21 protein-coding genes, 1 tRNA gene and 1 pseudogene are annotated in these 23,517 nt (G+C 52.1%); 12 read left to right on the top strand and 11 right to left on the bottom strand.

What is annotated here, in order from left to right:
* Positions 1-16 precede the first annotated feature (16 nt).
* Both yqfB and trhA read left to right on the top strand, forming a co-directional pair.
* Complete coding sequence (gene yqfB / locus KXR87_RS19920; protein WP_437433949.1) at positions 17-328, top strand: N(4)-acetylcytidine aminohydrolase; 312 nt, start codon at positions 17-19, stop codon at positions 326-328.
* Positions 329-487: 159 nt separating this feature from the next.
* Positions 488-1,147, top strand: coding sequence for a PAQR family membrane homeostasis protein TrhA (gene trhA / locus KXR87_RS19915; RefSeq protein WP_437433948.1), 660 nt, complete (start codon positions 488-490; stop codon positions 1,145-1,147).
* Positions 1,148-1,191: 44 nt separating this feature from the next.
* Here trhA and ygfZ read toward each other — a convergent pair whose 3' ends face one another.
* Positions 1,192-2,172, bottom strand: a complete 981-nt coding sequence (ygfZ, locus tag KXR87_RS19910; protein WP_437433947.1) for a tRNA-modifying protein YgfZ — start codon at positions 2,170-2,172, stop codon at positions 1,192-1,194.
* 249 nt (positions 2,173-2,421) lie between these two features.
* On the opposite strand from ygfZ, the gene sdhE reads away from it, so the two are divergent.
* Positions 2,422-2,688 carry an FAD assembly factor SdhE gene (sdhE, locus tag KXR87_RS19905; protein ID WP_437433946.1) on the top strand — a complete coding sequence of 89 codons (267 nt, stop codon included), beginning with the start codon at positions 2,422-2,424 and terminating at the stop codon, positions 2,686-2,688.
* The gene (locus KXR87_RS19900) at positions 2,669-3,085 is read left to right on the top strand and encodes a protein YgfX (protein WP_437433945.1); all 417 of its coding nucleotides are present in this window, start codon (positions 2,669-2,671) and stop codon (positions 3,083-3,085) included. The genes sdhE and KXR87_RS19900 overlap by 20 nt, the downstream gene beginning before the upstream one ends.
* Positions 3,086-3,094: 9 nt before the next feature.
* Here the strand turns inward: KXR87_RS19900 and fldB are convergent, their stop codons facing one another.
* Positions 3,095-3,616: a flavodoxin FldB gene (gene fldB, locus KXR87_RS19895; RefSeq protein ID WP_437433944.1), complete on the bottom strand. Its 522-nt coding sequence runs from the start codon at positions 3,614-3,616 to the stop codon at positions 3,095-3,097.
* A gap of 101 nt (positions 3,617-3,717) precedes the next feature.
* Between fldB and xerD the strand changes: the two genes are divergently transcribed.
* From xerD to lysS, 5 genes are all read left to right on the top strand, one after another.
* Entirely contained in the window at positions 3,718-4,614 is an 897-nt protein-coding gene (xerD, locus tag KXR87_RS19890) for a site-specific tyrosine recombinase XerD (protein WP_437433943.1), read from the top strand.
* A gap of 23 nt (positions 4,615-4,637) precedes the next feature.
* Entirely contained in the window at positions 4,638-5,351 is a 714-nt protein-coding gene (dsbC, locus tag KXR87_RS19885) for a bifunctional protein-disulfide isomerase/oxidoreductase DsbC (RefSeq protein WP_437433942.1), read from the top strand.
* Positions 5,352-5,356: 5 nt separating this feature from the next.
* On the top strand, positions 5,357-7,090 hold the full coding sequence (gene recJ, locus KXR87_RS19880; protein ID WP_437433941.1) for a single-stranded-DNA-specific exonuclease RecJ: 1,734 nt from the start codon (positions 5,357-5,359) through the stop codon (positions 7,088-7,090).
* Positions 7,091-7,181: 91 nt separating this feature from the next.
* Positions 7,182-8,280, top strand: a protein-coding gene (gene prfB / locus KXR87_RS19875; protein ID WP_437433940.1) for a peptide chain release factor 2 whose coding sequence is annotated in 2 segments (ribosomal slippage) — positions 7,182-7,256 and positions 7,258-8,280 — 1,098 coding nt in all. Because the reading frame shifts where the segments join, the coding sequence is not laid out codon by codon here.
* A gap of 9 nt (positions 8,281-8,289) precedes the next feature.
* Positions 8,290-9,807, top strand: a complete 1,518-nt coding sequence (gene lysS, locus KXR87_RS19870; RefSeq protein ID WP_437433939.1) for a lysine--tRNA ligase — start codon at positions 8,290-8,292, stop codon at positions 9,805-9,807.
* A 45-nt stretch (positions 9,808-9,852) separates the two neighbouring features.
* On the opposite strand, the gene idi is transcribed toward lysS, so the two are convergent.
* Complete coding sequence (idi, locus tag KXR87_RS19865) at positions 9,853-10,404, bottom strand: isopentenyl-diphosphate Delta-isomerase (RefSeq protein ID WP_437433980.1); 552 nt, start codon at positions 10,402-10,404, stop codon at positions 9,853-9,855.
* 361 nt (positions 10,405-10,765) lie between these two features.
* Here idi and actS point away from each other — a divergent pair, with 361 nt between their 5' ends.
* The 3 genes from actS (at position 10,766) to KXR87_RS19850 (ending at position 12,847) form a co-directional block, all read left to right on the top strand.
* A complete protein-coding gene (actS, locus tag KXR87_RS19860) occupies positions 10,766-11,470 on the top strand; it encodes an amidase activator ActS (RefSeq protein WP_437433938.1) in 705 nt (234 codons plus the stop codon).
* 93 nt (positions 11,471-11,563) lie between these two features.
* Positions 11,564-11,637: transfer RNA gene (locus KXR87_RS19855), tRNA-Gly, on the top strand.
* A 337-nt stretch (positions 11,638-11,974) separates the two neighbouring features.
* A complete protein-coding gene (locus KXR87_RS19850) occupies positions 11,975-12,847 on the top strand; it encodes a DUF6998 domain-containing protein (protein WP_437433937.1) in 873 nt (290 codons plus the stop codon).
* Positions 12,848-13,061: 214 nt separating this feature from the next.
* On the opposite strand, the gene KXR87_RS19845 is transcribed toward KXR87_RS19850, so the two are convergent.
* The 8 genes and pseudogenes from KXR87_RS19845 to KXR87_RS19810 all read right to left on the bottom strand — a co-directional run bounded on the left by KXR87_RS19845 (position 13,062) and on the right by KXR87_RS19810 (position 23,072).
* Positions 13,062-14,741 carry a glycoside hydrolase family 43 protein gene (locus KXR87_RS19845; RefSeq protein ID WP_437433936.1) on the bottom strand — a complete coding sequence of 560 codons (1,680 nt, stop codon included), beginning with the start codon at positions 14,739-14,741 and terminating at the stop codon, positions 13,062-13,064.
* A 56-nt stretch (positions 14,742-14,797) separates the two neighbouring features.
* A complete protein-coding gene (locus KXR87_RS19840) occupies positions 14,798-16,237 on the bottom strand; it encodes an MFS transporter (RefSeq protein WP_437433979.1) in 1,440 nt (479 codons plus the stop codon).
* A 706-nt stretch (positions 16,238-16,943) separates the two neighbouring features.
* Complete coding sequence (locus KXR87_RS19835) at positions 16,944-17,525, bottom strand: GNAT family N-acetyltransferase (RefSeq protein WP_437433935.1); 582 nt, start codon at positions 17,523-17,525, stop codon at positions 16,944-16,946.
* A 37-nt stretch (positions 17,526-17,562) separates the two neighbouring features.
* The gene (locus KXR87_RS19830) at positions 17,563-18,195 is read right to left on the bottom strand and encodes a DNA-binding protein (RefSeq protein WP_437433934.1); all 633 of its coding nucleotides are present in this window, start codon (positions 18,193-18,195) and stop codon (positions 17,563-17,565) included.
* A gap of 61 nt (positions 18,196-18,256) precedes the next feature.
* Positions 18,257-21,193 carry a ligand-binding sensor domain-containing diguanylate cyclase gene (locus KXR87_RS19825; protein WP_437433933.1) on the bottom strand — a complete coding sequence of 979 codons (2,937 nt, stop codon included), beginning with the start codon at positions 21,191-21,193 and terminating at the stop codon, positions 18,257-18,259.
* Between the two features lie 306 nt (positions 21,194-21,499).
* Positions 21,500-22,459, bottom strand: coding sequence for a YbgA family protein (locus KXR87_RS19820; protein ID WP_437433932.1), 960 nt, complete (start codon positions 22,457-22,459; stop codon positions 21,500-21,502).
* A pseudogene (locus KXR87_RS19815) lies at positions 22,456-22,737 on the bottom strand (DUF3833 family protein); the annotation flags it as partial. The gene KXR87_RS19820 and the pseudogene KXR87_RS19815, both read right to left, overlap by 4 nt.
* A 20-nt stretch (positions 22,738-22,757) precedes the next feature.
* Complete coding sequence (locus KXR87_RS19810) at positions 22,758-23,072, bottom strand: nuclear transport factor 2 family protein (protein WP_437433931.1); 315 nt, start codon at positions 23,070-23,072, stop codon at positions 22,758-22,760.
* Positions 23,073-23,517 lie beyond the last annotated feature (445 nt).

Here is a 23,517-nt window from a genome sequence, read left to right as displayed (position 1 = left end):
ATCAGGGAATAATACCATGCAGTCGAACGACATTACCTTTTTTACACGCTTTGAGCGCGACATACTGGCCGGACGCAAAACCATTACGATTCGTGATGAAACGGAATCACATTTTAAGGTGGGAGAGGTTCTGCGGGTAGGGCGCTATGAAGACAATGTCTATTTTTGCACTATCCGGGTGAATGCGGTCTCTTCTGTCACCCTTGATACCCTCACCCTGCAGCATGCTGAACAAGAGAATATGACACTTGCAGAGCTTAAACAGGTGATTAGTGAGATTTACCCCGGGCAGAATAATTTTTATGTCATTGATTTTGAATGCCTTTGAAATAAATTACATGTGTAAGTTTAATTTGCAAATATAAAATATTGATTTTAAAAGGTTTGTATTTTTATGAAAATTATTTAAGCGAACAGGTGTGCACTGAAACCATTCTCAGTTACTCTATAGACGCAATGTTTCATTCGCGTTTTCCCGGAGTCAATCATGGTGGATAAACCACTTATCGCGCAGGGATATACACTGGCTGAGGAAATAGCCAACAGCATCAGTCATGGCATCGGGCTGGTGTTTGGGATTGTCGGACTGGTGCTTTTGCTGGTGCAGGCGGTAGACAGCAATGCCAGTACGCTGGCGATCACCAGTTACAGTCTCTATGGTGGCAGCATGATTTTGCTGTTTCTGGCCTCAACGCTTTATCACGCCATTCCCCATCAAAGGGCGAAAGGGTGGCTGAAAAAATTCGACCACTGTGCCATTTACTTACTGATTGCCGGAACCTACACCCCTTTTCTGCTTGTTGGCCTGGATTCGCCGTTAGCACGTGGACTGATGGTCGTGATCTGGAGCATGGCCCTGCTTGGGATCCTGTTTAAACTGACCATCGCGCATCGCTTCAAGGTCCTGTCGCTTGTCACCTATCTGGCGATGGGCTGGCTGTCATTGATAGTGATTTATGAGCTGGCAACCCGACTTTCTGTTGGCGGAGTCACGCTGCTGGCCCTGGGCGGTGTGGTCTATTCGCTGGGCGTGATTTTCTACGTCTGTAAACGCATTCCCTATAATCATGCTATCTGGCATGGCTTTGTGCTGGGAGGCTGCGTGTGCCACTTTCTGGCGATATATCTGTACGTGGGGCAGGTTTAAGCAAGATGGCCGGGCAGGGCGAAGCCGTCGCCCGGCAGCTAAACTTACTCGTCCAGTGAATAGGGCAGTGGCTCGATAGCAAGGGTGTTGGCGTCATCACGCACGCGGAACACGCTGTCGGGCTCCATGTCGTTATTCATCACCACCTGCACCAGAACGCGCCCATCATCCAGCTGTACCGCTGCCAGCACCGTACCGGTACGTCGCCAGTTCTCACCCATTTTCATCTCCAGGTCCTCCCCGGCGTCGGGCACGCGACTGGCATTGCCCGCGAGATACCACAGCGCACGCTTGTTGGCACCACGGAATTTCGCTCTGGCGACCATCTCCTGACCGGTGTAGCAGCCCTTTTTAAAACTAATGCCGCCCAGCGCCTGAATATTCGTTGCCTGTGGAATGAACTGCGCGCTGTTGGCGGCGTCAATTACGGGTTGCCCGGCTTCAATGTTCATCGCCAGCCATTGCTGGCTGTTGTTAAGTTGTGCTTCACCGCGCAACGCGTCGGTCACGCGCTCAGCCGTGGCGGTATCGGTAACCAGCAGAAAACGCTCAGCCGGATGTGCAAACCAAAGCAGGGTGGTCTCGCCTTCGCGAATGACTTGTTTTTCCGCATCCGGCAACTGTGTGAACAGATTTGCCAGAGCGGCCCGTGCCTGAAAACCGGCCACGCCGAGCAGGACTTTTTCATCATCAAGGGCGATGACGACCTTCGAGAAGACAGCATATTTCTTTAACTGGGTCAGTTGGTCGCTTGCTATGCTCCGGCGCAAAATCCAGTTAAACCCGTCTTCTTTACGGAACAGGCGCAGGTTGCTCCACATCTTGCCCTTCGCATCACAGTGCGCGGCCAGCAGATGCTGATCTTCAGCCAGAGCCGCCACATCAGCGGTTACCTGCCCTTGCAGGTATTTTTCACTGTCCGCACCCGTAATGGAGCCTAAGGACCAGTCATCAAGGGTCATGAGTGTCAGCGGCAAACGCGCAGAGGCGGTCGGCTGACGCGGAGGAAACGGAGTAAAAGCCATAAATAGTATCCTGATTAGCCTGACGCGGTGTCATCACATAATGGTAAAAGAGCCATCCATCATTGCAAGCGATAAAAACAGGCGATTTGTGCGCTAATAACGCGTTGCGAGGTGCCACGTAAAAAGAGGTAATGGTTTACAACTCTAAGACTTATTCCGGAAGTCTCCTCGTAAATCAAAATATTCCGCTAATGGATGATTAAAAACACGTTACAATGGATTCCCATCGCGGCTATGCAGGAATCAGAAATGGATATTAACAACAAAGCCCGTATTCACTGGGCATGCCGACGCGGAATGCGTGAACTTGATATTTCTATCATGCCTTTTTTTGAGCATGAATATGATTCGCTAAGCGACGACGATAAGCGCGTTTTTGTACGTCTTCTCGAAAGTGATGATCCAGACTTATTTAATTGGCTTATGAATCACGGCAAACCGCAGGATAGCGAGTTGCAACGGATGGTACAGTTAATTCAAACACGGAATCGGGAACGTGGTCCTGTGGCAATCTGATTTACGCGTCTCATGGCGCTCACAATGGCTTTCCTTACTCCTTCATGGTCTGATGGCGGCCTTTGTATTGCTGGTCCCCTGGCCATTAAGTTACACGCCACTCTGGCTGTTGTTACTGTCGCTGGTGGTGTTTGACTGCGTGCGAAGTCAGCGCCGAATCAATGCCTGTCAGGGTGAAATTAAACTGCTAATGGATTCCCGTCTGCGCTGGCAGGGTATGGAGTGGGAGATTGTCGGCACGCCCTGGATGCTGAGTACCGGGATGATGGTGCGTTTGCGGGGAAGTAAAGAGAGGCGTCGGCAGCATTTATGGCTCGCAGCGGACAGTATGGATGCGCAGGAGTGGCGCGATCTGCGCCGAATGATTTCGCAACAGTCGGCGCAGGGACAGAACTAACAGCCTTCATCAGGCGAACTGTTCAGCCATCTCCAGCAGGATTTGTTCGCACCAGCTTTGCAGGCGCTCATCACTGAGATCGTACTGATTAGTTTCATCTAGTGCCAGGCCAACAAAAAGCTGACCGTCGGCAATGACGGGCTTGGCACTGGTAAACTCATAGCCCTCGGTTGGCCAGTAACCGACAAATTTTGCCCCGCGTGGCGCCAGTTTGTCATGGAGCATGCCCAGCGCGTCCAGGAACCATTCCCCGTATCCAAGCTGGTCACCCATACCGTAAAGCGCAATAATTTTACCCTCCAGTTTAAGGGTATCGAGCTTGTCCCAGATGGCTTCCCAGTCTTCCTGCAGCTCGCCAAAATCCCAGGTCGGAATGCCGAGGATTAACGCGTCATACTGCTCCATCAGCTCAGGACCGTCATCTTTAAGGTTGTGTAAGGTCACCAGTTCTGGGCCAATGATGTCGCGGATTTTCTCTGCCGCCATCTCGGTATAGCAGGTACTGGAGCCATAAAACAGACCGATGTTCATAACGTAAACGTCTCAATTCTGGATGTGTCTTTGCCAGCAGTGTACCAGAATCAGGTGGCAATCAGGCATAATGCAACGACACGAATGAAGGAGAGGTTGGGATGGAAGAGGATCTCGCACGCATCGAACAGTTTCTTGATGCCCTCTGGCTTGAGCGTAATCTCTCAGAAAATACGCTCAGCGCATATCGTCGCGATCTTCAGGGGCTGGTCGAGTGGCTGCATCATCGTGAACTGAGTCTGCAAGACGCGCAAGCAGAGGATTTACAAGCATTACTTGCTGAAAGAATGGCAGGAGGCTACAAAGCGACCAGCTCGGCGCGCTTGCTGAGTGCGATGCGTCGTTTCTTCCAGCATTTATATCGGGAGAAATTTCGTCAGGACGATCCCAGCGCGCTGCTGGCATCACCGAAACTGCCCCAGCGTCTTCCGAAGGATCTGAGTGAAGCGCAGGTTGATCGCTTGTTAGCATCGCCAGCCATTGACCAACCACTGGAGTTACGCGATAAAGCCATGCTGGAAGTGCTTTACGCCACCGGTTTGCGTGTTTCTGAACTGGTGGGGCTGACCATGAGTGACATCAGCCTGCGTCAGGGCGTGGTACGCGTGATCGGCAAAGGGAACAAAGAGCGGCTGGTGCCGTTGGGCGAAGAGGCGGTGTACTGGGTTGAAACCTGGCTCCAGCACGGCCGCCCCTGGCTGCTCAACGGGGTCTCAAATGATGTTCTGTTTCCGAGCCAGCGCGCGCAGCAGATGACGCGGCAAACTTTCTGGCATCGCATTAAGTATTATGCGCAACTGGCGGGTATTGACAGCGAAAAGCTCTCACCGCACGTTTTGCGTCATGCGTTCGCTACGCATTTACTCAATCACGGTGCAGACTTACGTGTGGTACAGATGTTACTTGGCCACAGCGATCTCTCCACCACCCAGATTTATACGCACGTTGCGACAGAGCGACTGCGACAGCTTCATCAACAGCATCACCCTCGGGCCTGATGGCTGGTTACTAAGGATTTGTTATGAAAAAAGGTTTTATCGCATTGACCCTGATGGCCGCCGCGCTGACCGGGGTTGCACATGCTGATGATGCAGCAATCAAAGCGTCACTGGCAAAACTGGGCGTGCAGAGCTCAGATATTCAGCCCGCGCCAGTGGCGGGGCTGAAAACGGTGCTTACCAACGGCGGTGTGCTTTACGTCACTGAAGATGGTAAACACATCATCCAGGGGCCGATGTATGACGTGAGCGGCGCGCAGCCGGTCAACGTGACCAACAAGCTGCTGATGACGCATCTTAACGCGCTCGAAAAAGAGATGATTGTTTATAAAGCGCCGCAGGAAAAACACGTTATCACCGTCTTCACCGACATCACCTGTGGCTATTGCCACAAACTGCATGAAGAGATGGCCGACTATAACGCGCTGGGGATCACCGTGCGTTACCTGGCCTTCCCGCGCCAGGGGCTGGAAAGCCAGGCTGAGCAGGATATGAAAGCCATCTGGTGCGCTAAAGATCGCAACAAAGCTTTCGATGACGCAATGGGCGGCAAAGGGGTAAAACCGGCCAGCTGCGATGTGGACATTGCCGACCATTACGCGCTGGGCGTGCAGTTTGGCGTAAACGGTACGCCGGCGATGGTGTTAAGTAACGGCTATGTCGTACCGGGTTACCAGGGGCCGAAAGAGCTTAAAGCCTTCCTCGATGAGCATCAGAAACAGACCAGCGGTAAATAACGCCAGTGAAATCTGAAATACATCTTCGCCGCCGCGAAGCGAATGATACCACGGCGCTTCCGGCGGATTTGCACCCGTTATTACGTCGTTTATATGCCAGTCGCGGCGTATGTCAGGCAAGCGATCTGGAGCGGAGCGTAAAAGGTATGCTGCCCTGGCAGCGCCTGCACGGGATAGACAAAGCCGTTGAGGTTCTCTACAACGCCCTGCGTGAAGGTCTGCGCATTATGGTGGTCGGGGATTTTGACGCAGATGGTGCGACCAGCACCGCGCTCAGCGTACTGGCGTTACGTGCGCTGGGCGGCGAGAACATCGCTTATCTGGTGCCGAACCGCTTTGAAGATGGTTATGGCCTGAGCCCGGAAGTGGTGGATCAGGCCCATGCCCGCGGCGCGCAATTCATTCTAACCGTTGATAACGGCATCTCCTCTCATGCGGGTGTTGATCGCGCCCATCAACTGGGGATCCCGGTGCTGGTTACCGATCACCACTTGCCAGGCGACACCCTGCCGGAGGCGGAGGCCATTATTAACCCCAACCTGCGCGAGTGTGATTTCCCGTCGAAATCGCTGGCGGGGGTGGGCGTGGCGTTTTATCTGATGCTGGCGCTTCGTACCTTTTTGCGCGACAACGGCTGGTTTGAAAGCCGGGGTATCGCAATTCCAAACCTGGCCGAACTGCTCGATCTGGTAGCGCTCGGTACCGTGGCCGATGTGGTGCCACTCGATGCCAATAACCGCATTCTCACCTGGCAGGGCCTGAGTCGCATCCGTGCAGGAAAATGCCGCCCCGGTATTAAAGCCCTGCTGGAAATTGCCAATCGCGATGCGCAAAAGCTGGCGGCCAGCGATTTAGGCTTTGCGCTGGGGCCGCGCCTGAACGCCGCCGGGCGACTGGATGACATGTCCGTCGGCGTAGCCCTGCTGTTAAGTGAAAACCTCGGGGAAGCTCGCGTGCTGGCAAGCGAACTGGATGCCCTCAACCAGACCCGCAAAGAGATTGAGCAGGGGATGCAGGCGGAAGCGCTGATGCTTTGTGAAAAACTTGAGCGCAGTCGTGACACGCTGCCGGGTGGCCTGGCGATGTACCATCCCGACTGGCACCAGGGCGTGGTGGGTATTCTGGCCTCACGTATTAAAGAGCGTTTTCACCGCCCGGTCATTGCCTTTGCGCCAGCCGGTGAAGGCACTCTAAAGGGGTCAGGGCGCTCCATTCAGGGCTTGCACATGCGGGACGCGCTGGAGCGTCTGGATACCCTTTACCCTGGCCTGATGATCAAGTTTGGTGGTCATGCGATGGCGGCGGGCCTGTCGCTGGAAACATCGCGTTTTGAAGAGTTCCAGCGCTGTTTTGGTGAACTGGTCACCGAGTGGCTGGATCCATCGTTGCTTCAGGGTGAAATTCTCTCTGACGGCCCGCTGGCACCCCAGGAGATGACGCTGGAGATAGCCGAGATGCTGCGTGAGGCGGGTCCGTGGGGTCAGATGTTCCCCGAACCGACCTTCGACGGTGAATTTCGTATTCTGCAACAACGGCTGGTGGGCGAGCGCCATCTGAAAGTGATGCTGGAGCCGGTTGGCGGTGGGCCACTGCTTGATGGCATTGCTTTTAATGTCGATACCACCTGTTGGCCGGATAATGGTGTGCGACAGGTGACAGCCGCTTACAAACTGGACGTGAACGAGTTTCGCGGCAACCGCAGCGTGCAACTGATCATTGAAAATCTCTGGCCAATTTAGCGCCAGTAATCTCTACTAATAAGGGCGTGGATCCGCTACAATTCCGCCCTTATGACCGCATTTTGACAAGTCCATTAAAAGAAAACAGACCATGTTTGAAATCAATCCGGTAAAAAACCGCATTCAAGACCTCACAGAGCGCTCCGACGTTCTTAGGGGGTATCTTTGACTACGATGCCAAGAAAGAGCGTCTTGAAGAAGTAAACGCCGAGCTGGAGCAGCCGGACGTCTGGAACGAACCTGAACGCGCACAGGCGCTGGGTAAAGAGCGTTCCTCCCTCGAAGCTATTGTAGACACCCTCGATCAGATGAGTCAGGGGCTGGAAGATGTTTCCGGTCTGCTGGATCTCGCGGTTGAAGCGGAAGATGAAGAGACCTTCAACGAAGCCGTTGCCGAACTCGACGTGCTGGAAGAGAAGCTGGCGCAGCTTGAGTTTCGTCGTATGTTCTCTGGTCAGTACGATAACGCCGACTGCTACCTGGATATTCAGGCCGGTTCTGGCGGCACCGAAGCGCAGGACTGGGCGAGTATGCTCACCCGCATGTATCTGCGCTGGGCCGAAGCCCGCGGTTTCAAAACCGAAATCATCGAAGAATCAGAAGGTGAGGTCGCGGGCCTTAAATCCGTGACCATTAAGATCATTGGCGATTACGCCTACGGCTGGCTGCGTACCGAAACCGGCGTTCATCGCCTGGTACGTAAGAGTCCGTTTGACTCAGGTGGTCGTCGTCATACTTCATTCAGCTCCGCGTTTGTTTACCCGGAAGTGGATGACGATATTGATATCGATATCAACCCGGCGGACCTGCGCATTGACGTCTACCGCGCATCCGGTGCGGGCGGTCAGCACGTTAACCGTACCGAGTCGGCGGTGCGTATTACGCACATCCCGACCAACACGGTAACGCAGTGCCAGAACGACCGTTCTCAGCACAAAAACAAAGACCAGGCCATGAAGCAGATGAAAGCGAAGCTTTATGAGCTGGAAATGCAGAAGAAAAATGCCGAGAAGCAGGCGATGGAAGATAACAAATCCGACATCGGCTGGGGCAGCCAGATTCGTTCGTATGTCCTGGACGACTCCCGTATCAAAGATCTGCGTACCGGTGTTGAAACCCGTAATACGCAGGCGGTGCTGGACGGTAGCCTGGATCAATTTATCGAAGCAAGTTTGAAAGCAGGGTTATGAGGAACCAACATGTCTGAACAACACGCACCGGGCGCCGACGCGGCAGTCGATCTCAATAATGAACTGAAAACCCGCCGCGAGAAGCTGGCACACCTGCGTGAGCAGGGCCTGCCGTTCCCGAACGATTTTCGTCGTGACCACACTTCTGACCAACTGCACGCTGACTTCGACGCCAAAGAAAACGAAGAGCTGGAAGCGCTGAACATCGAAGTGGCCGTTGCGGGCCGCATGATGACCCGCCGCATTATGGGTAAAGCCTCTTTCGTAACCTTGCAGGATGTCGGCGGCCGTATTCAGTTGTACGTTGCGCGTGACGATCTGCCGGAAGGCATCTATAACGAGCAGTTCAAGAAGTGGGATCTTGGCGATATCCTCGGCGCGAAAGGTAAGCTGTTCAAGACGAAAACCGGCGAACTCTCCATTCACTGCACCGAGCTGCGCCTGCTGACCAAAGCCCTGCGCCCGCTGCCGGACAAATTCCACGGCCTGCAGGATCAGGAAGCGCGTTACCGTCAGCGCTACCTTGACCTCATCTCCAACGATGAATCCCGCAATACCTTTAAAGTGCGCTCTAAAATCATGGCCGGCATCCGCCAGTTCATGGTGAACCGTGACTTTATGGAAGTGGAAACGCCGATGATGCAGGTGATCCCGGGCGGCGCCTCTGCGCGTCCGTTCATCACCCATCACAACGCTCTGGATCTGGACATGTACCTGCGTATCGCGCCGGAACTGTACCTCAAGCGTCTGGTGGTCGGCGGGTTCGATCGTGTGTTCGAAATCAACCGTAACTTCCGTAACGAAGGCATCTCTGTGCGCCACAACCCTGAGTTCACCATGATGGAACTCTATATGGCGTATGCGGATTACAAAGATCTGATCGAGCTGACCGAATCTCTGTTCCGCACCCTGGCGCAGGACATTCTGGGCAAAACCGAAGTTCCGTATGGTGATGAAGTGTTCGATTTCGGCAAGCCGTTCGAAAAACTGACCATGCGTGAAGCTATTCAGAAATACCGCCCGGAAACTAACATGGCCGATCTGGATAACTTCGACTCAGCGAAAGCCATTGCTGAAAGTATTGGTATCAAGGTTGAGAAGAGCTGGGGTCTGGGCCGTATCGTGACCGAGATCTTCGAAGAAGTGGCTGAAGCGCATCTGATCCAGCCAACCTTCATCACCGAATATCCGGCAGAAGTTTCTCCGCTGGCGCGCCGTAACGACGTCAATCCGGAAATCACTGACCGCTTCGAATTCTTCATCGGTGGCCGTGAAATCGGTAACGGCTTTAGCGAGTTGAATGATGCAGAAGATCAGGCACAGCGCTTCCAGGATCAGGTTAACGCGAAAGATGCGGGCGATGACGAAGCAATGTTCTACGACGAAGATTATGTAACCGCACTGGAACATGGTCTGCCGCCGACCGCCGGTCTGGGTATCGGTATCGACCGTATGGTTATGCTGTTCACCAACAGCCACACCATCCGTGACGTGATCCTCTTCCCGGCGATGCGCCCGGTAAAATAAGTCTTCTGATGTGAACAAGCCCCGGCGTGAAAACGCGGGGCTTTTTTATTGCCTGATGCGTAAAGAGAACTGGCGAAGCGCCTCTCCGGCACTGGCCGCTTCCTGGGCCATCCACGGGCTGAAGGCCCAGGGAGTGTTGTCGAGCGCTGTCAGTAGAGCGTCCAGGGCCACCCACTGGTATTCCATGATCTCGTCAGCGTTTATCGCAACAGGAGTCATGACCTGGGCGGCAAAGACCGGGCAGATTTCATTTTCCATGACGCCGGAGGGGTCAGTCTCGCGATAACGAAAGCCCGGCGCGATAGGGGTAATGCCCGCAATCTCCACCCCGGCTTCGAAACGGCAGCGGCGCACCATCGCCTGCTCGACGGTTTCACCACGCTGGGGATGACCGCACACGGAATTGGTCCAGACGCCAGGCCAGGCTTTTTTACTCATTGCACGCCGCGTCACCAGACACTCGCCCCTGGCGTTGAACAGCCATGAGGAGAAGGCGAAGTGCAGTGGCGTCTCTGAGGTGTGGGCGGCGTACTTCTCCAGTATGCCGATTTCCTGTCCCTGCTCGTTCAGTAAAATAACGTGTTCTTGAATGCTCATCATGGCTCCAGTACCAAAAACCGAATGGCGCTGAGCGTTGCCAGCCTACGTGCCTGAATAACTCTACGCCCGGTAATCCAGCGCCACCGGGCAAAAACATTATATCCCACTCCCGGGTAAAGCGTGTGGCGTACAGGGCCGAAACCGCAGCGCCAGCCACCATTCGTTTTCAGCCTGCCGGTTTTCATCTGGCAAGGGTAACAGTGGCTGCTGGGACCGGCTGCGGGAAATAATGAGCATCACCGACCGGGGCTATTCCTTTGCGCTGAATAGCACGGAAAGGTTGGCATCCCGTCGCGGGCTGCTAAACTAAGACGCCATTTATTTTCACTGAGGATCGGTTGTGCGTGCAGGAAGCCTGATGAGAAGCCCTTTTCACATTGCCAGCTGTCTGGTTATTGCCCTGCTGCTTGCGGGGTGTTCCGGTAGCAAATCGTCCGGCGATGTGTATACGGTAAAACGTGGGGACACGCTGTATAAAATTTCCCGACAGACCGGTACCAGCGTCAGCGAGCTGGCGAGGCTGAACGGCATCTCTCCGCCTTATACCATCGAAGTGGGGCAGCGGCTGAAATACAACGGGGCGTCAAAATCGTCCTCCGGGAAAGGTTCGACCCGAACCGCCAAAGTCGTGCCGTCCTCTGCGGTGCCGCAATCCTCATGGCCTCCGGTAGGTCAACGCTGCTGGCGCTGGCCAGCTGCGGGTAAGGTGGTCATGGGCTACACCACCTCGGAGGGGGGCAATAAAGGCATTGATATTGCAGGGCCACGCGGGCAGGCCATCTACGCTGCCGGGGCCGGAAAAGTGGTCTACGCCGGCAATCAGCTCCGTGGTTACGGAAATCTCATCATGATCAAGCATAGCGAAGAGTACATCACGGCCTATGCACACAATGACACTATCCTGGTAAATAATGGCGAAAGCGTGAAGATTGGTCAGAAAATTGCCACGATGGGCAGTACCGATAGCGATTCAGTCCGGCTGCACTTCCAGTTGCGCTACAAGGCCACGGCTATCGACCCACTGCGTTATCTGCCGCCGCAGGGAAGTCCGCCAAAATGCTAACGCCTGACGTTAAGCGACTAATTAATAGTCAGTTAGTCGCTTAATGTCTTGCCAGGCAGCGAGTTAGGTCTATAATGCCTGTCACACACCGAAGCGGGTGTAGTTCAATGGTAGAACGAGAGCTTCCCAAGCTCTATACGAGGGTTCGATTCCCTTCACCCGCTCCAGCTTTTCCCTGACCTGTTCATTCCTCGATATTTTTCTCATTTCTTTGTTCCGGCACTCAGGGTCTCCCTACAGCGTAGTGGCGCAGCCGATGGCCCATTTGGCCAAAGCCCCATATTGACAGTAACCGGGGCATTGTTCCGGCAGTGCGATGGGACAAACCGGGAAAGAGACGTTAGCGCATACATTCCGGCAGCTGTATCAATGAGTATTCTTCGGTAGAATGAGAATTTCCATTGAGTCAGTATTACTCTTCTATAAACGTCATTGAAACATCAAAATGCGGGTGCTTTACGATGTCGTTACGGTAGCGTTTCATTTCAGTAGTAGAGAGTGCTTTTGAAAAATAATCATTTAATATCATATGGTTTTCTGACATCGCTGAGTGATCTCGAATTACTGTCGCTTCATTCCGAAATTTTAACCCAGTTGCGTTTTAGAGGCGTCATTCGCACCAAGAACAATCCTGTAGGTGACTATGCTGAATGGCTGGTTTCTAAGGCATTCGGTATGACTCTTCTTAGCAATTCATCTGCTGGTGCTGATGCCATCGACACTGATGGTAAGAGAGTGCAGATCAAAGCAAGAAGAGTCACGCCAGATAATACTTCCCGGCTATTAAGCGCATTGCGTAACTATGAGGCAGCCGATTTTGATTATTTGATAGCCGTTATTTTCGATGAAACTTACAACATCTTTGAAGCCTACAAAATCCCACATGAAGTAATACGAGATTACGCTCGGCATAGCGTCCACGTTAACGCACATATCATTAACCTCAAGGGCGCAATTCTTACTGATCCTCGTGTTAGTTCCATCAAAGAAGAGTTGGTTGTCAGGAGTTCAGCTTCGGCCAATAAAGTGTCAATGCAAATACCTGCACCCGAATCAATGGAAGAGGTGTTGAATCAACCGGAGAAGATAACGAGCAGTGTTACGCTGGCCGGACTCCTTAAGGCTATCGGGATGGAATGTTTTGTAAAATACTTCCATCATTTTGCCGATCCAAATTTATCAAGCGCTGACATCATAGAACAAATGCACTCACGTGAGGGGTATACAGAAAAAAGTTGCCTGAGTCGTCTCAGTAAAGCGCGAAAGGTGATCAGGGATGGTTTAACTATTGAAGCTTTGACATTGATCGCTGGCTCTGGGCGAATACAAGATTCTGTCAGAAATGACGCGCGAAAACTTATCAGCTTTCTGGAGTGAAGCGATTTGTAAAACGTTGTAGTTCCTCCTATTAAATCGTCCTACAGTGCATCAAGTTTTTGTTAATAAACCCATTGGATTACGCTATATTTGAAGTCGGGTGATCTCCCTTCACCCGCTTCATTGTTTCAGACACCCGTTCTTCTTAATCATCCCTGAGTGTGGCTTCCATTAATGTAATGAGGGTATAGTTACCCGCATGTCATAATGTATGTCAGAGCTGGCGCGTTTCACTTGCATCCCAGCTATAGGTGTCCTTGGCCGCTAGCCAATCGCCAAGCTCATGATAGCTGAAGTCATAAAAATCAGCCCCAGTACCGTATCCAGCGTAATCTACGGCTGCAAGCCCTACGAACGCGCCGGTAAAGAACCCGCCGTAACTTTGTAGTACATAATCATCCGATAAAACGGCGGCATCTAATTTGACCGGGATTTCAGTAAAGTTGCTTCCGTCGAAGCTGTATTCATAAGTATAACTTTCCTTACGAACCTTCGTGCGGAACCAAACATACTCCATACCTTCCGGGATCTTGATTGCCTTATCTTTCAGATACGAGGTATATTTTCCACGGTTATTTTCACCTATTTCAATAACAGGGCCATTAATTTCATTCCAGGTGATGAAAATAAAACTCCAGTGACGGTCATTATAGTAATTCGTCAGTCCCGCCATTTGTTGATAGGAGAATGGATTAAATTCAACTTTAACCTGCGCATCAAAATAAAAAGCCTGCCAACGGCGAGCAATAAGTGACAGATCATGCGTATTTGCCAAAGAGCCCTGACCAATTAGCGTCAACTTTCCGTCGCCGGTAGCGCCCATTTTTTCTGTAAACGGAACCCGAAGGGTATTCCAGTTAATATCAAGGACTGGGGTCGTAAATTTATCGTACTGGCTATGATCGTTGGGGCTTTCAGTGAAGATGGCATCCTCTGGCCCTTCGACAAAGGTTTTTCCGCCGTGACCGCCTGCGATACGGGGCCAGCCATCTTCATCCCAAACCACTTTCTGAATGGATGTTTCTCTACCCAGCGTTGACCAACCGCGCGGGTCATAAACCGATTCACCTGCATGATTCCACGGACGAGCGCACAGCGAGGCGTAGTACCATTCTCCTTTTGGCGTAGAAACCAAAGAGCCATGTCCTTGTTTTTGCAGGTAACTGTCAGGCGTATCAACATTCGTTAAGAACACTTCCCCTGGCTGGGTTTCAAAACTGTGCGCGTCTAACGTTTTTGAACGCGCAACAACCTCCTGGTGAGTAAATACGGTTCCGCCCTGCGCGGCAAAAAGGTAATAATATCCGTTCAGTTTGTAGAGATGCGGCCCTTCAACAAGCGCAACGGCAGTCCCTCGATAAATGGTTCGCGCGGTTTCTGGTTTTAATTTCAGGGTGTTTACATCAAATTCAGTCAATGTAATGCCGTCAAAAGGGTGATGGTATTCTCGATGGTCCCATGTCTGCTGGACTAAATATTTACGGCCATCATCGTCATGAAAAAGAGAGGCATCGAAACCAACGCCATTAAGTTTGATGGGATCTGACCAGGGGCCGCGTATGTCTGTTGCGGTGGTCAGGTAGTTTGTCATGTCTTTAAAAGCGCCTTCAGTGATTTTCACATCGGTATAAACTAACCAGAATTTTCCGTCGGCATAAGAGAGGTCGGGAGCCCAAATCTCGCCTGATGAAGGATTTCCTTTCATATCCAAAAGGGCTGTGGTTGACAGCGGGGCAGGCAGAAGATTCCAGTGCGCAAGATCTTTTGATTCATGTAATCGAACGCCAGGAAACCACTCAAATGTCGAGTTTGCGATGTAGTAAGTATCTTTTACACGGATAATACTGGGGTCGGCGTTAAATCCAGGTAGTACAGGGTTTTGAATAAATGACATGTCATCAATCCTTTTTTAATTTTGATTTTTAATGGGTTGTGGTTAATGTGTTTTTACTATACGCGGATCTCATCGAGTTGCCGGTTAATATCTTCCACGTTTTTGTCGGAGATGGGATAAAAATGAATAGCGAACATTGAGACAACGGCTAAGAAAATGGGAATCCAAATTGCAGTCATATTTATACCCGCAATAGCATTTGCATGTTGATAGACGCTTGTTTCGTTAAAACCATATCCGGCCAACAACCAAAGCGGAAGCGCCCCACCAAGGGTAAACCCAATCTTGAAGAAAATACCCATAATAGCGTTAATAATTGCGGCATTTCGCTTGCCTGATTTTAATTCACCATAAGCAATCACTTCAGGAACCAGAGCCCACATAAATCCGGTTGCTGAGGTTAAACCCCACTGTTTAATGAAGGTTGCGATATAAGCCAGCCAGAGTGCATCATGCATACCGTCAAGAGACCAGACATAAGTCAACAATTCACCAACGATAAACATGCCTAAAAAAAGGTGGAAGAAGCCCTTTTTACCAAAAAACTTTTTCAGTTTTGGCCAGAAAACGGGAAATAAAATACCCGGAACTGAGGCAACAAGTCCTACTGCCCCCATCCACTCTGAATGACCGACAACAAACTGGTTGAAAAAGCCGTTCGCCGTGTTCATGACAAACATGAATGTAAAGGCCAGCATGAAGAAAAATCCCAAAATCACAAGGGGTTTATTGTTTTTGAGTTCAAGAAAAAGATCCAGAGTTTTTACGTTGGCCGTTTGTTCTGCTGTAGCCACAACGCGTTCTTTTGTTAATTTATAACAGAGAAAAAGTGCAACAGCGCCAATAACCATATAAATCGAGTACACACCAAACCAGGCATGGTTTGCAGACGGGTCAGTATAGTTCCCCATATTGAGCTCAAGCCCAAAAAATCCGGTATCCTTGAGGCTGCGATCTTTAGGAGAGGCCATCTGCACAAACATGGGGAATAACGTGTAGACGAGAAGATTGGCACTGTTGGCCAGCATCATTCTGGTACTGGTAAGTTTATCAATAGATGCAGGGTCCCTTGTCAGGGAAGCATTAAGAGAGCCATATGGAATATTCACCACGGAGTACACTAAATCCAGCGCCAGATAAATAATAAAAGCATAAGGAACCGAGCCTCTGACGCCGGGAATGGGGGCAAATAGTAAAGCGGAAAGAATAACGAGGGGAATACCGGCCCTTAAAAGCCAGGGGCGATATTTTCCAGCGCTGGAGGTTCTTTTATCAACGTAGGTTCCTACCATCGGATCCCAGACAACATTAATGATGCGGACAAACAGAAAAATAAACCCAGCGGTTGCAGTGCTGATGGTATTTACCGTGAGCATATGCAGAGCAAGAAACCCACCTACCGTACCAAAAACAAGGTTTTGAGCGAAATCGCCCATGCCATAACCAATACGCTCACCACGAGATAATATATGATATTCATCATGTCGATTTTGAATTATTTCTGTACTCATTTAATCACATCTCCGGCCTGTTTTGTCAATGTGGAGTACTTTCTGACATAGTTTATCGTGTGAATCTATTACGTTTTTATATTAATTAATTATGTTTTTTTACTCCTGTGATCCTTGAAGCAGTGTGCTTAAATAGCCCTCCTGTCCAGCTTTTGGTGAGTAGCGCAATAGCCGTAGCCGTGGCAGGTGTTTTTCCATTTAAACGGCGTTGTGTTTAATTACCAGCCATCTGCGCACCGAAAAAGAGTTCGCCGAATACCTTGTAATGCATTAATTAGAGGCTTATTTTTGCGAAGTAGTTCACATTTATCTGTTGCTCAGAAAAAGCAGTGGTGTAAAGCGCGTTTCAATTTCATATGAGAAAATCCGCAAGAGAGGTTAATTGAACTGTGCAGGTGGCAGGAAATAGAACAGGGTAATGCAGATTATTTTTATCGGCTCTTTTCCGGCTGCACTCCCGGCATAAAAGAGAGTGGCATAACCGTGAATGCAAAACGCTGCCGCTGTAAATAATTATCCTGTCTGCCAGCGATGGGCGTTGGTCATATACCCAGGAGAATACGTTCTCTGGTGCTCTGCATCGGGGCATCAAGAATTGCTGTTGTGCCTGTTGCGAAGCCTCAACCCAGGGAGGAACGCGGTGGCGGTGGCGTATCGTTATTCTGGCGCTACGCTCGCCGCCCTGAAAGCCTCACCTGCTGGCACGCCACTCGTGCGCCTTTATCGTATACAGCAGGCTGGGTTCTTCATCCGCGACATCATCCACTTCTCCGGCGTGATGGAATCCCGCTTTGGTCAGTACCTTTTGCGACGCCAGATGGTCCGGCCTGACCACACCCGAAATGGCATTCAGGTTAAGTACTTCAAAACCATAGCGCACGGCAGCGTGAGAAAATTCAGTTGCCAGCCCATTACCCCATGCCTCGGTGGCAAAGCGATAACCCAGATTGTTGATGGTGATGTCGGCATAGGTGCTAATGCTGAGCCCGCCAAAGCCTATCACGTTCTCTGGCGCATCAATGCGGGCTATTGCCCACTGGCCAAACGCGTATTTATTCCAGTGATGCAGCCAGCGTGTCAGGACGGCTCTTGCATGAGCGATATCGGGGTAAGGCCCGGCGGGATTAAACATGTTTGTCGCCGGATCGCCATAAATTCTGAATAAGTCTTCGAGGTCAGCGGGGGCGACGGGGCGCAGCGTCAGTCGCCCGGTCTGGACATGTTCTCCATAGCCGTGAACGCATAGGGTATGGAGCGCGCTGTGGGTATTCATCTTACCTCCCTGTTCTGTTGGTGATGGGTAATCCTGGTTACGCCGGCGGGCGCTGATAAACAGGCACACGACGAGTGCTGGCGGTGAGAGTGTCGAAAATTTCTACCTCCGCCGTGGCAATCTTCATACCTGATTTACGAAGCCGCTGAATATCGGCAGCCATGCGCTGAATTCCGAACCAGAATAGCCCGTCCAGAGCTGTCACCTGAAGTCCTGCGTCAAGGGCCTGCTTTAAACGCTCGCGCGGCGCCTTCACCTCTCTGGCGATTTGCTGAAACGGCGCGGCGGTGACGCCCGTAGGATCTTCGCGACGAATACGCGTTACCAGCCGATACTGGAATGCATCCGGGATCTGGCTCATGTCAGTTTTTAAACTGTAAACGCAGCCAAAGCGTTTTCCGTTAAAGATGACATTTTTCTGAGCCAACTGGAGCGCTTCACGCAACCCGGCAATAAGCTGCGGCGCACGCGTAAGCAGCAAGCGGAAGGGGAGCTCGAAGCTGGTAACGTAATCGACATTCAGTAAAGCGAGCCGCATACGCTCCTCAGCACCCGCTTTACGCTGGCGGCATTCGTCCAATACTTCACGCCACTGACCGGTAATACGTGGCGTCTCACCGGCTTCCGAAAAGAGATATTTTTCAATATGGTAGTCAACTTTTCCGGTCACCCTTTACTCCTCCTTTTGCACTGATTGAAAAGATAACATGGTGGCGATAGCGTTTCCCACACTAGACGCTGGCCTCTTCAGGGACGCCATTTTTCTCAGCCGCCCAACATATCACTTTATTTCTGCCGGTTTGCTTGGCGATGTAGAGCGCCTGGTCCGCATGTTTGATGAGCGCGTTGCTGTCGCTTGCGGCAGAAGACTCGGCAAGTCCGAAGCTTGCCGTGACCTGCAACCCTTCGGCAATATGCCGATTGTCGCTTTGTGACAAGCGTACTCTCAGAGATTCACAAATGCGGGCCGCCTCTGCGATGGCCATGCGGGGAAAGAGCAGGGTAAACTCTTCGCCGCCCCAGCGGGCGCTTAACATGGATGACTGCTGGGTATCGCGCAGGATATTGGCAACGCATTGCAGAACCTGATCGCCCACCACGTGCGACCAGCGATCGTTGATGTGCTTAAAGTTATCGATATCGAAGATCGCCAGCGTCAGCGGGTAGTGATTATCACGGGCATCGTCAAAACAGAGGGTGAGCTGTTCATCAAACACGCGTCGGTTATTAAGCCCGGTCAACTGATCTTCCCTGGCCTGTCGCTCAAAAATCTCTGCCTGTTCCTGCAAGGCCAGCGTTTTAGCCGCCACCAGCTTACGCAGGCGCTCTTCATTACGGTGCGCCTGGTTCAGTCGCCAGCGGAACAGCAGGAAGACAGACAGACCAATGAGCAGCACTAACAGCGCCTGAAAAAGGGGACGCTGCCAGATAAAGGGTTTGATGGTCAGGGTAATGGACGTGGTGTCGCCATTCCAGTCGCTGTTCGGATAGCTCGCAGAGACATTAAACCGATAGGTGCCCGGCGCCAGGTTGGTATATTCCGCTGAGGTAGCATTGCCGCGATCGACCCACTGGGGATCAAACCCCTCAAGTTTCGTGCGGTACAGAATACGCTCCGGCAGAACATATCCCAGCCCGGAATAGTCAATACGGATACGGGTCGTTCCGGCAGGCCAGGTGTAATTATTGCCTGGAGAGGGACTATTGCTGCTGACCGACTCCACAATCGGCCTTAAACGGGTTTTAGTAAACTCACTTAAACGCTGCGGGAGAACCCTTACTGCGCCCCGTGCCGTCGCCACCCAGATACCGCCTTGCTTATCGACCGTGGCGGCAGGCATAGATCCCCCGTTCGCCTGGGCGCTTATCATGCCATCGCTCTCGCCAAAGTGGGTCACGGTAAGCTGTTTTTTACGTCCTTCAACGACCGCAATGGCGTCAGCTTTGCTGATGCGAATCACTCCCCGGTTCGAGGTGAGCCAGAGATAACCCGCCTTGTCCGGTATGACCTGAAAGAGCTTGTCGATGGGAAGCCCGTTTTTACGCCCGACCATACCCAGAGCGCCGTCACGCTTACGGTAGCGAATGAGGCCCCGGTCCGACGTCATCCACATATCGTCAGGTTCGTTATAAAAGCCGAAGACATACTCAGCATGTTCCATATTGGTAAGGGGAACCGGTGTGAATGTCTTACCGTCGAAAAAGGATGCTCCCAGCCCGGTGCCTACCCAGATACGATGGGCTTCATCTTCCTGCAGGGCCATAATAAAACCGGCGGGAAGTCCGTCGGCGGAGGCATAGCTCTGGAGCGTGCCATCCGCACGCAGCACGCTCAGACCGGACGCGGTGCCAATCCAGAGATTTTGCTGGCTGTCGGGAAGAATGGCGCGGATCTCATTACTAAGCAGCCCGTCCTTTTGCTGCAGGACCACCGATAACTTTCCGTCTTTCCAGTGCATAAGGCCATCGGTGTAAGTGCCTACCCATACGCTGCCGTCTGCCGCTTCACTCAGGCTGAGTACCGAGGGGGGCATGCTCTGGCCGTCGTTGATTTGCTCGACCTTACCGCCCCGGATGCGGTTCAGACCGGTACTGCTGCCGACCCAGATGCTGCCATCAGAATGGGTCATCACCGTGCGAATATAGTCTCCGTTCAGTCCCTGACGGCGACTGACCGTAATAAAAGGGGCACGGCGCAGGCGCAGTAAGCCAGAGTTAGTGCCAATCCAGATGTTGTGCTCTCTGTCCTGCAGGATGGCTTGCACCCGGTTGTGCACAATACCGTTATCAATGTTGAGGTGCTCAAGCCCCAGGGGGCTTAGACGGAAAATACCGTGGTTGATGGTACCAAGCCAGATATCCTGGCGGTTGTCCTGCATCAGCGTGGCGACCACTTCACCGGTGAGTTGCGGGTGCAACGGAACAAAGGCGTCACCTGTACGTTTCCAGACCCCTTTTTCCGTGCCGACCAGCAGGGTATTGTCAGCCGTGACCAGCAGACTAAATACGCGTACCGGCGGCAATCCGGTAGCGGGGGAAACCCGTGTCGCCTGGCGATGGCGAATCTGATACAGGCCCTGGTCGGTGGCCGCCCATATCGTTCCGCTCGCATCTTCCACACTTTTATTTACCGTGACATTGTCAATGACCCGCTCATCATGCAGTGCGCTGGTCTCGTTTGCCGGGCGAAACACAAGCCCCATACCGGGCATACCAAACCAGTGGTTACCTTTGCTGTCCCGGGTGACGGAAGCGATCATGGTTGGCGCGGGTGCAGAGTTATGCCATTGACCCTTGTTCCAGGAGGAGATACCACCACGCGCACCGGCAACCAGCAGGCTGCCATCCTCCTCGGCAAGCAGAGCCAGAATACCCGAATCGGGCAGTCCCGCCTCTCCGCCACGCTCAAACAGCTGGAAGCTTTTACCGTTATAACGGGCAAAGCCTTCCCAGGTCCCAAACCACAGGTAACCTTCTCGGGTCTGCGCTATGGCATTGATACTGTTATGCGGAAGGCCCTCTTTTGTCGACCAGGATTCAACGAAATATTCGCTCAGGGCGACCGGGGGTTCCTGCGCCTGAAGCAGGCCGCTGAAAAAAACGGTCGCGCTAAAAAAAAGTAAGCATAAGCCACGCGTTATCGCGCCGGGTTGTCTGTGCATAGTCATGAAAATGAAGTTATCGTCCCTGGCTATAGTGCGTTTCATCATCCGGGCGATAAAACGCAGCGTTTTTTCATTATGTCAGCCGGTTAAATGCAAATTGCAGGTTTACACGATAATGCGCTGTCGCAACCGACGTTGTCTTCTGTTTTCTATTTAAGTATCAATAACATTTATCGGGAGGCCTTCTGCCAGACCCGAAATTCGCCGTCATGAATAACGAAAAAAAAGACGGCAAATTTTGCCGTCTATGATGAGAATAGTCGCCCTTATAAAAATCGGGCCTGACCAGGAGAGGAATAGAGGAATAAATTAACTCACGGCCAGGCGCAGCCCCAGATTTTCCGGATAGGGTGAAAAGTAGTTTTGGGTCAGCAAATAGTCATCCGGATGTTCCGCCAGATAATGTTTCAGTAAGGTGAGCGGGGCGAGAATAGGCAAAAGGCCAGCGCGATAATCGATAATCACCTTGCGCAGCTCTGCCCGCTGGCGACTATTGAGTTTCTTATTGAAATAACCCTGAATATGCATCAGCACGTTGGTGTGATTTTTACGCGAGGCGGGGTGCTTCAGAATCGTCATCAGCTTCTCCCGGTAGGCCACGAAAAACGCCTCCAGATCGTCCCATTCATGCAGATGAGCAATGAAGGGGCCAATTTCGCGATAACCTGCCTGATGGTGCGCGAGCAGTTGTAACTTATAGCGGCTATGAAATGCCAGCAGGGCGTGGCGAGTCAGGCCCTTCGCCCGAAGGGTATTGAGTTCATGCAGAGCAAACACCCGCTCAACAAAATTCTCGCGAAGCACCGGATCATGCAACCGTCCATCTTCTTCTACCGGCAGCCAGGGATATTTTTCCTGCATGGCGGCGGTGAACAATCCCTGACCCTCTTTGCGGCCCCGGTTACCCTTCTCATCGTACAGACGCACCCGCTCCATGCCACAGCTGGGGGATTTTGCACAGACGATAAAACCGTCGAGTTCCGCAACGCCGGGCAGGTAACTTTCCGCGAAGTCGGTCATTCTGGCGGTCACATCCTCATACGGCGCATGGGTGAAACGCATCTGTATGCTCTCGTCTTTGGTCCTGATAAGCCGCAGTGCAGGGCGGGGAACCGGCAGGCCAATCGCCATCTCCGGGCAGACAGGTTTAAAGGTGACCCACTGGGCCAGGGCAGTCATGACAAAATCCATGCGCTTATGCCCGCCGTCAAAACGTACCGTTGAGCCCGTCAGGCATGCGCTGATACCGAGTACAGGTTGCGTTGTCATTGTTCTTCTCCTGCGAAATACCCTTTTTTGGTGAAGAAGAGGGCGACCGTTGCCACGATAATGCCCGGTTTCTTCATCGCCGTTCTGGTAAACAGATGGCTGCCGTCCCGCAGATACATCCCGTCGCCGAAATGGAGCTGCCTGGTGTTGCCCCCGTTTTTCACATTCATACTGTAGCGCCAGTGGAAAGTATTGCCTGCAGACTGGCCCTGAGCCACACCTTCCATGTCGCTCGCCGTGCCTTTATACCGATCGCTGGCGGTGGGGCGAATGTGCCAGCCGGGGGCCAACAGTCGTTTCATGTTGTCTCTCTGATCAACTGTACACGCAGTTCAGGATATTGCGTGCGGGGGTGGGACCAGTGCATCGTCCAGCTCACCAGGAAACGAGCGGCATTGCGAAGCGGCGAATCGATAACGAACCGACAGCGATCCAGGTTTACCGGCAGGAGAGAGCAATAGCGTTGAGATGCACGCAGACCACGATGTTCACCGACAGGATCGATGAAGATGGCCCCGGCATGACCGAGCTGAGGGGGGGCCGCCAGGGGCTGGCTGTTCAGCGCGGTATAGAAATCAAAATAGTGGTCAGTGGTGGAACCGATTGTGGTCATGGCCTTCACCCGTGCGCAAAAAGATCCGGATCTATATGGTTACTTAGAACTTACACAAAATAAAATATCTGTCCAAGTTTTTATGAATAATTTTTTATTTATTATTTATAATCAATAATATATAAGTTGTATAATTTCTGGGTTAATGCAGGTGATGTGGTGGGGTGTCCCATTCAGGCGGGCGGACCGGTCAGCCGTCAACGCTCACCAACTTTCAGCCGGACCCTTTCCCTTACCCCGCCTCTCTCCCAGAGGCTGAGAAATTCCCAGAAAAAAATGCGGGCACGATCGGTCCTCTCGCCCCTTTGGGGAGAGATACCGTCTTGCGGTTCAGGCCGCAAGCGGTATCTCAGCGTCGAATATGCGACCCGATTTCACTACGCCATAAGCCAGTTGCAACAGCTTTCTCATTCCCGCGCAGACCTGCTCTTTCCCTGATTTTCCT

Origin of the sequence: Yokenella regensburgei (assembly GCF_051486985.1) — a bacterium.
Taxonomy (GTDB): Bacteria; Pseudomonadota; Gammaproteobacteria; order Enterobacterales; family Enterobacteriaceae; genus CBFFRJ01.
This window is presented reverse-complemented; position numbering and strand designations above follow the sequence as displayed.

Coding starts and splice junctions, on each gene's coding strand:
- yqfB (WP_437433949.1), top strand. CDS start 17: ATGCAGTCGAACGACATTACCTTTTTTACACGCTTTGAGCGCGACATA.
- trhA (WP_437433948.1), top strand. CDS start 488: ATGGTGGATAAACCACTTATCGCGCAGGGATATACACTGGCTGAGGAA.
- ygfZ (WP_437433947.1), bottom strand. CDS start 2,172: ATGGCTTTTACTCCGTTTCCTCCGCGTCAGCCGACCGCCTCTGCGCGT.
- sdhE (WP_437433946.1), top strand. CDS start 2,422: ATGGATATTAACAACAAAGCCCGTATTCACTGGGCATGCCGACGCGGA.
- fldB (WP_437433944.1), bottom strand. CDS start 3,616: ATGAACATCGGTCTGTTTTATGGCTCCAGTACCTGCTATACCGAGATG.
- xerD (WP_437433943.1), top strand. CDS start 3,718: ATGGAAGAGGATCTCGCACGCATCGAACAGTTTCTTGATGCCCTCTGG.
- dsbC (WP_437433942.1), top strand. CDS start 4,638: ATGAAAAAAGGTTTTATCGCATTGACCCTGATGGCCGCCGCGCTGACC.
- lysS (WP_437433939.1), top strand. CDS start 8,290: ATGTCTGAACAACACGCACCGGGCGCCGACGCGGCAGTCGATCTCAAT.
- idi (WP_437433980.1), bottom strand. CDS start 10,404: ATGAGCATTCAAGAACACGTTATTTTACTGAACGAGCAGGGACAGGAA.
- actS (WP_437433938.1), top strand. CDS start 10,766: ATGAGAAGCCCTTTTCACATTGCCAGCTGTCTGGTTATTGCCCTGCTG.
- KXR87_RS19845 (WP_437433936.1), bottom strand. CDS start 14,741: ATGTCATTTATTCAAAACCCTGTACTACCTGGATTTAACGCCGACCCC.
- KXR87_RS19835 (WP_437433935.1), bottom strand. CDS start 17,525: ATGAATACCCACAGCGCGCTCCATACCCTATGCGTTCACGGCTATGGA.
- KXR87_RS19825 (WP_437433933.1), bottom strand. CDS start 21,193: ATGACTATGCACAGACAACCCGGCGCGATAACGCGTGGCTTATGCTTA.
- KXR87_RS19820 (WP_437433932.1), bottom strand. CDS start 22,459: ATGACAACGCAACCTGTACTCGGTATCAGCGCATGCCTGACGGGCTCA.
- KXR87_RS19810 (WP_437433931.1), bottom strand. CDS start 23,072: ATGACCACAATCGGTTCCACCACTGACCACTATTTTGATTTCTATACC.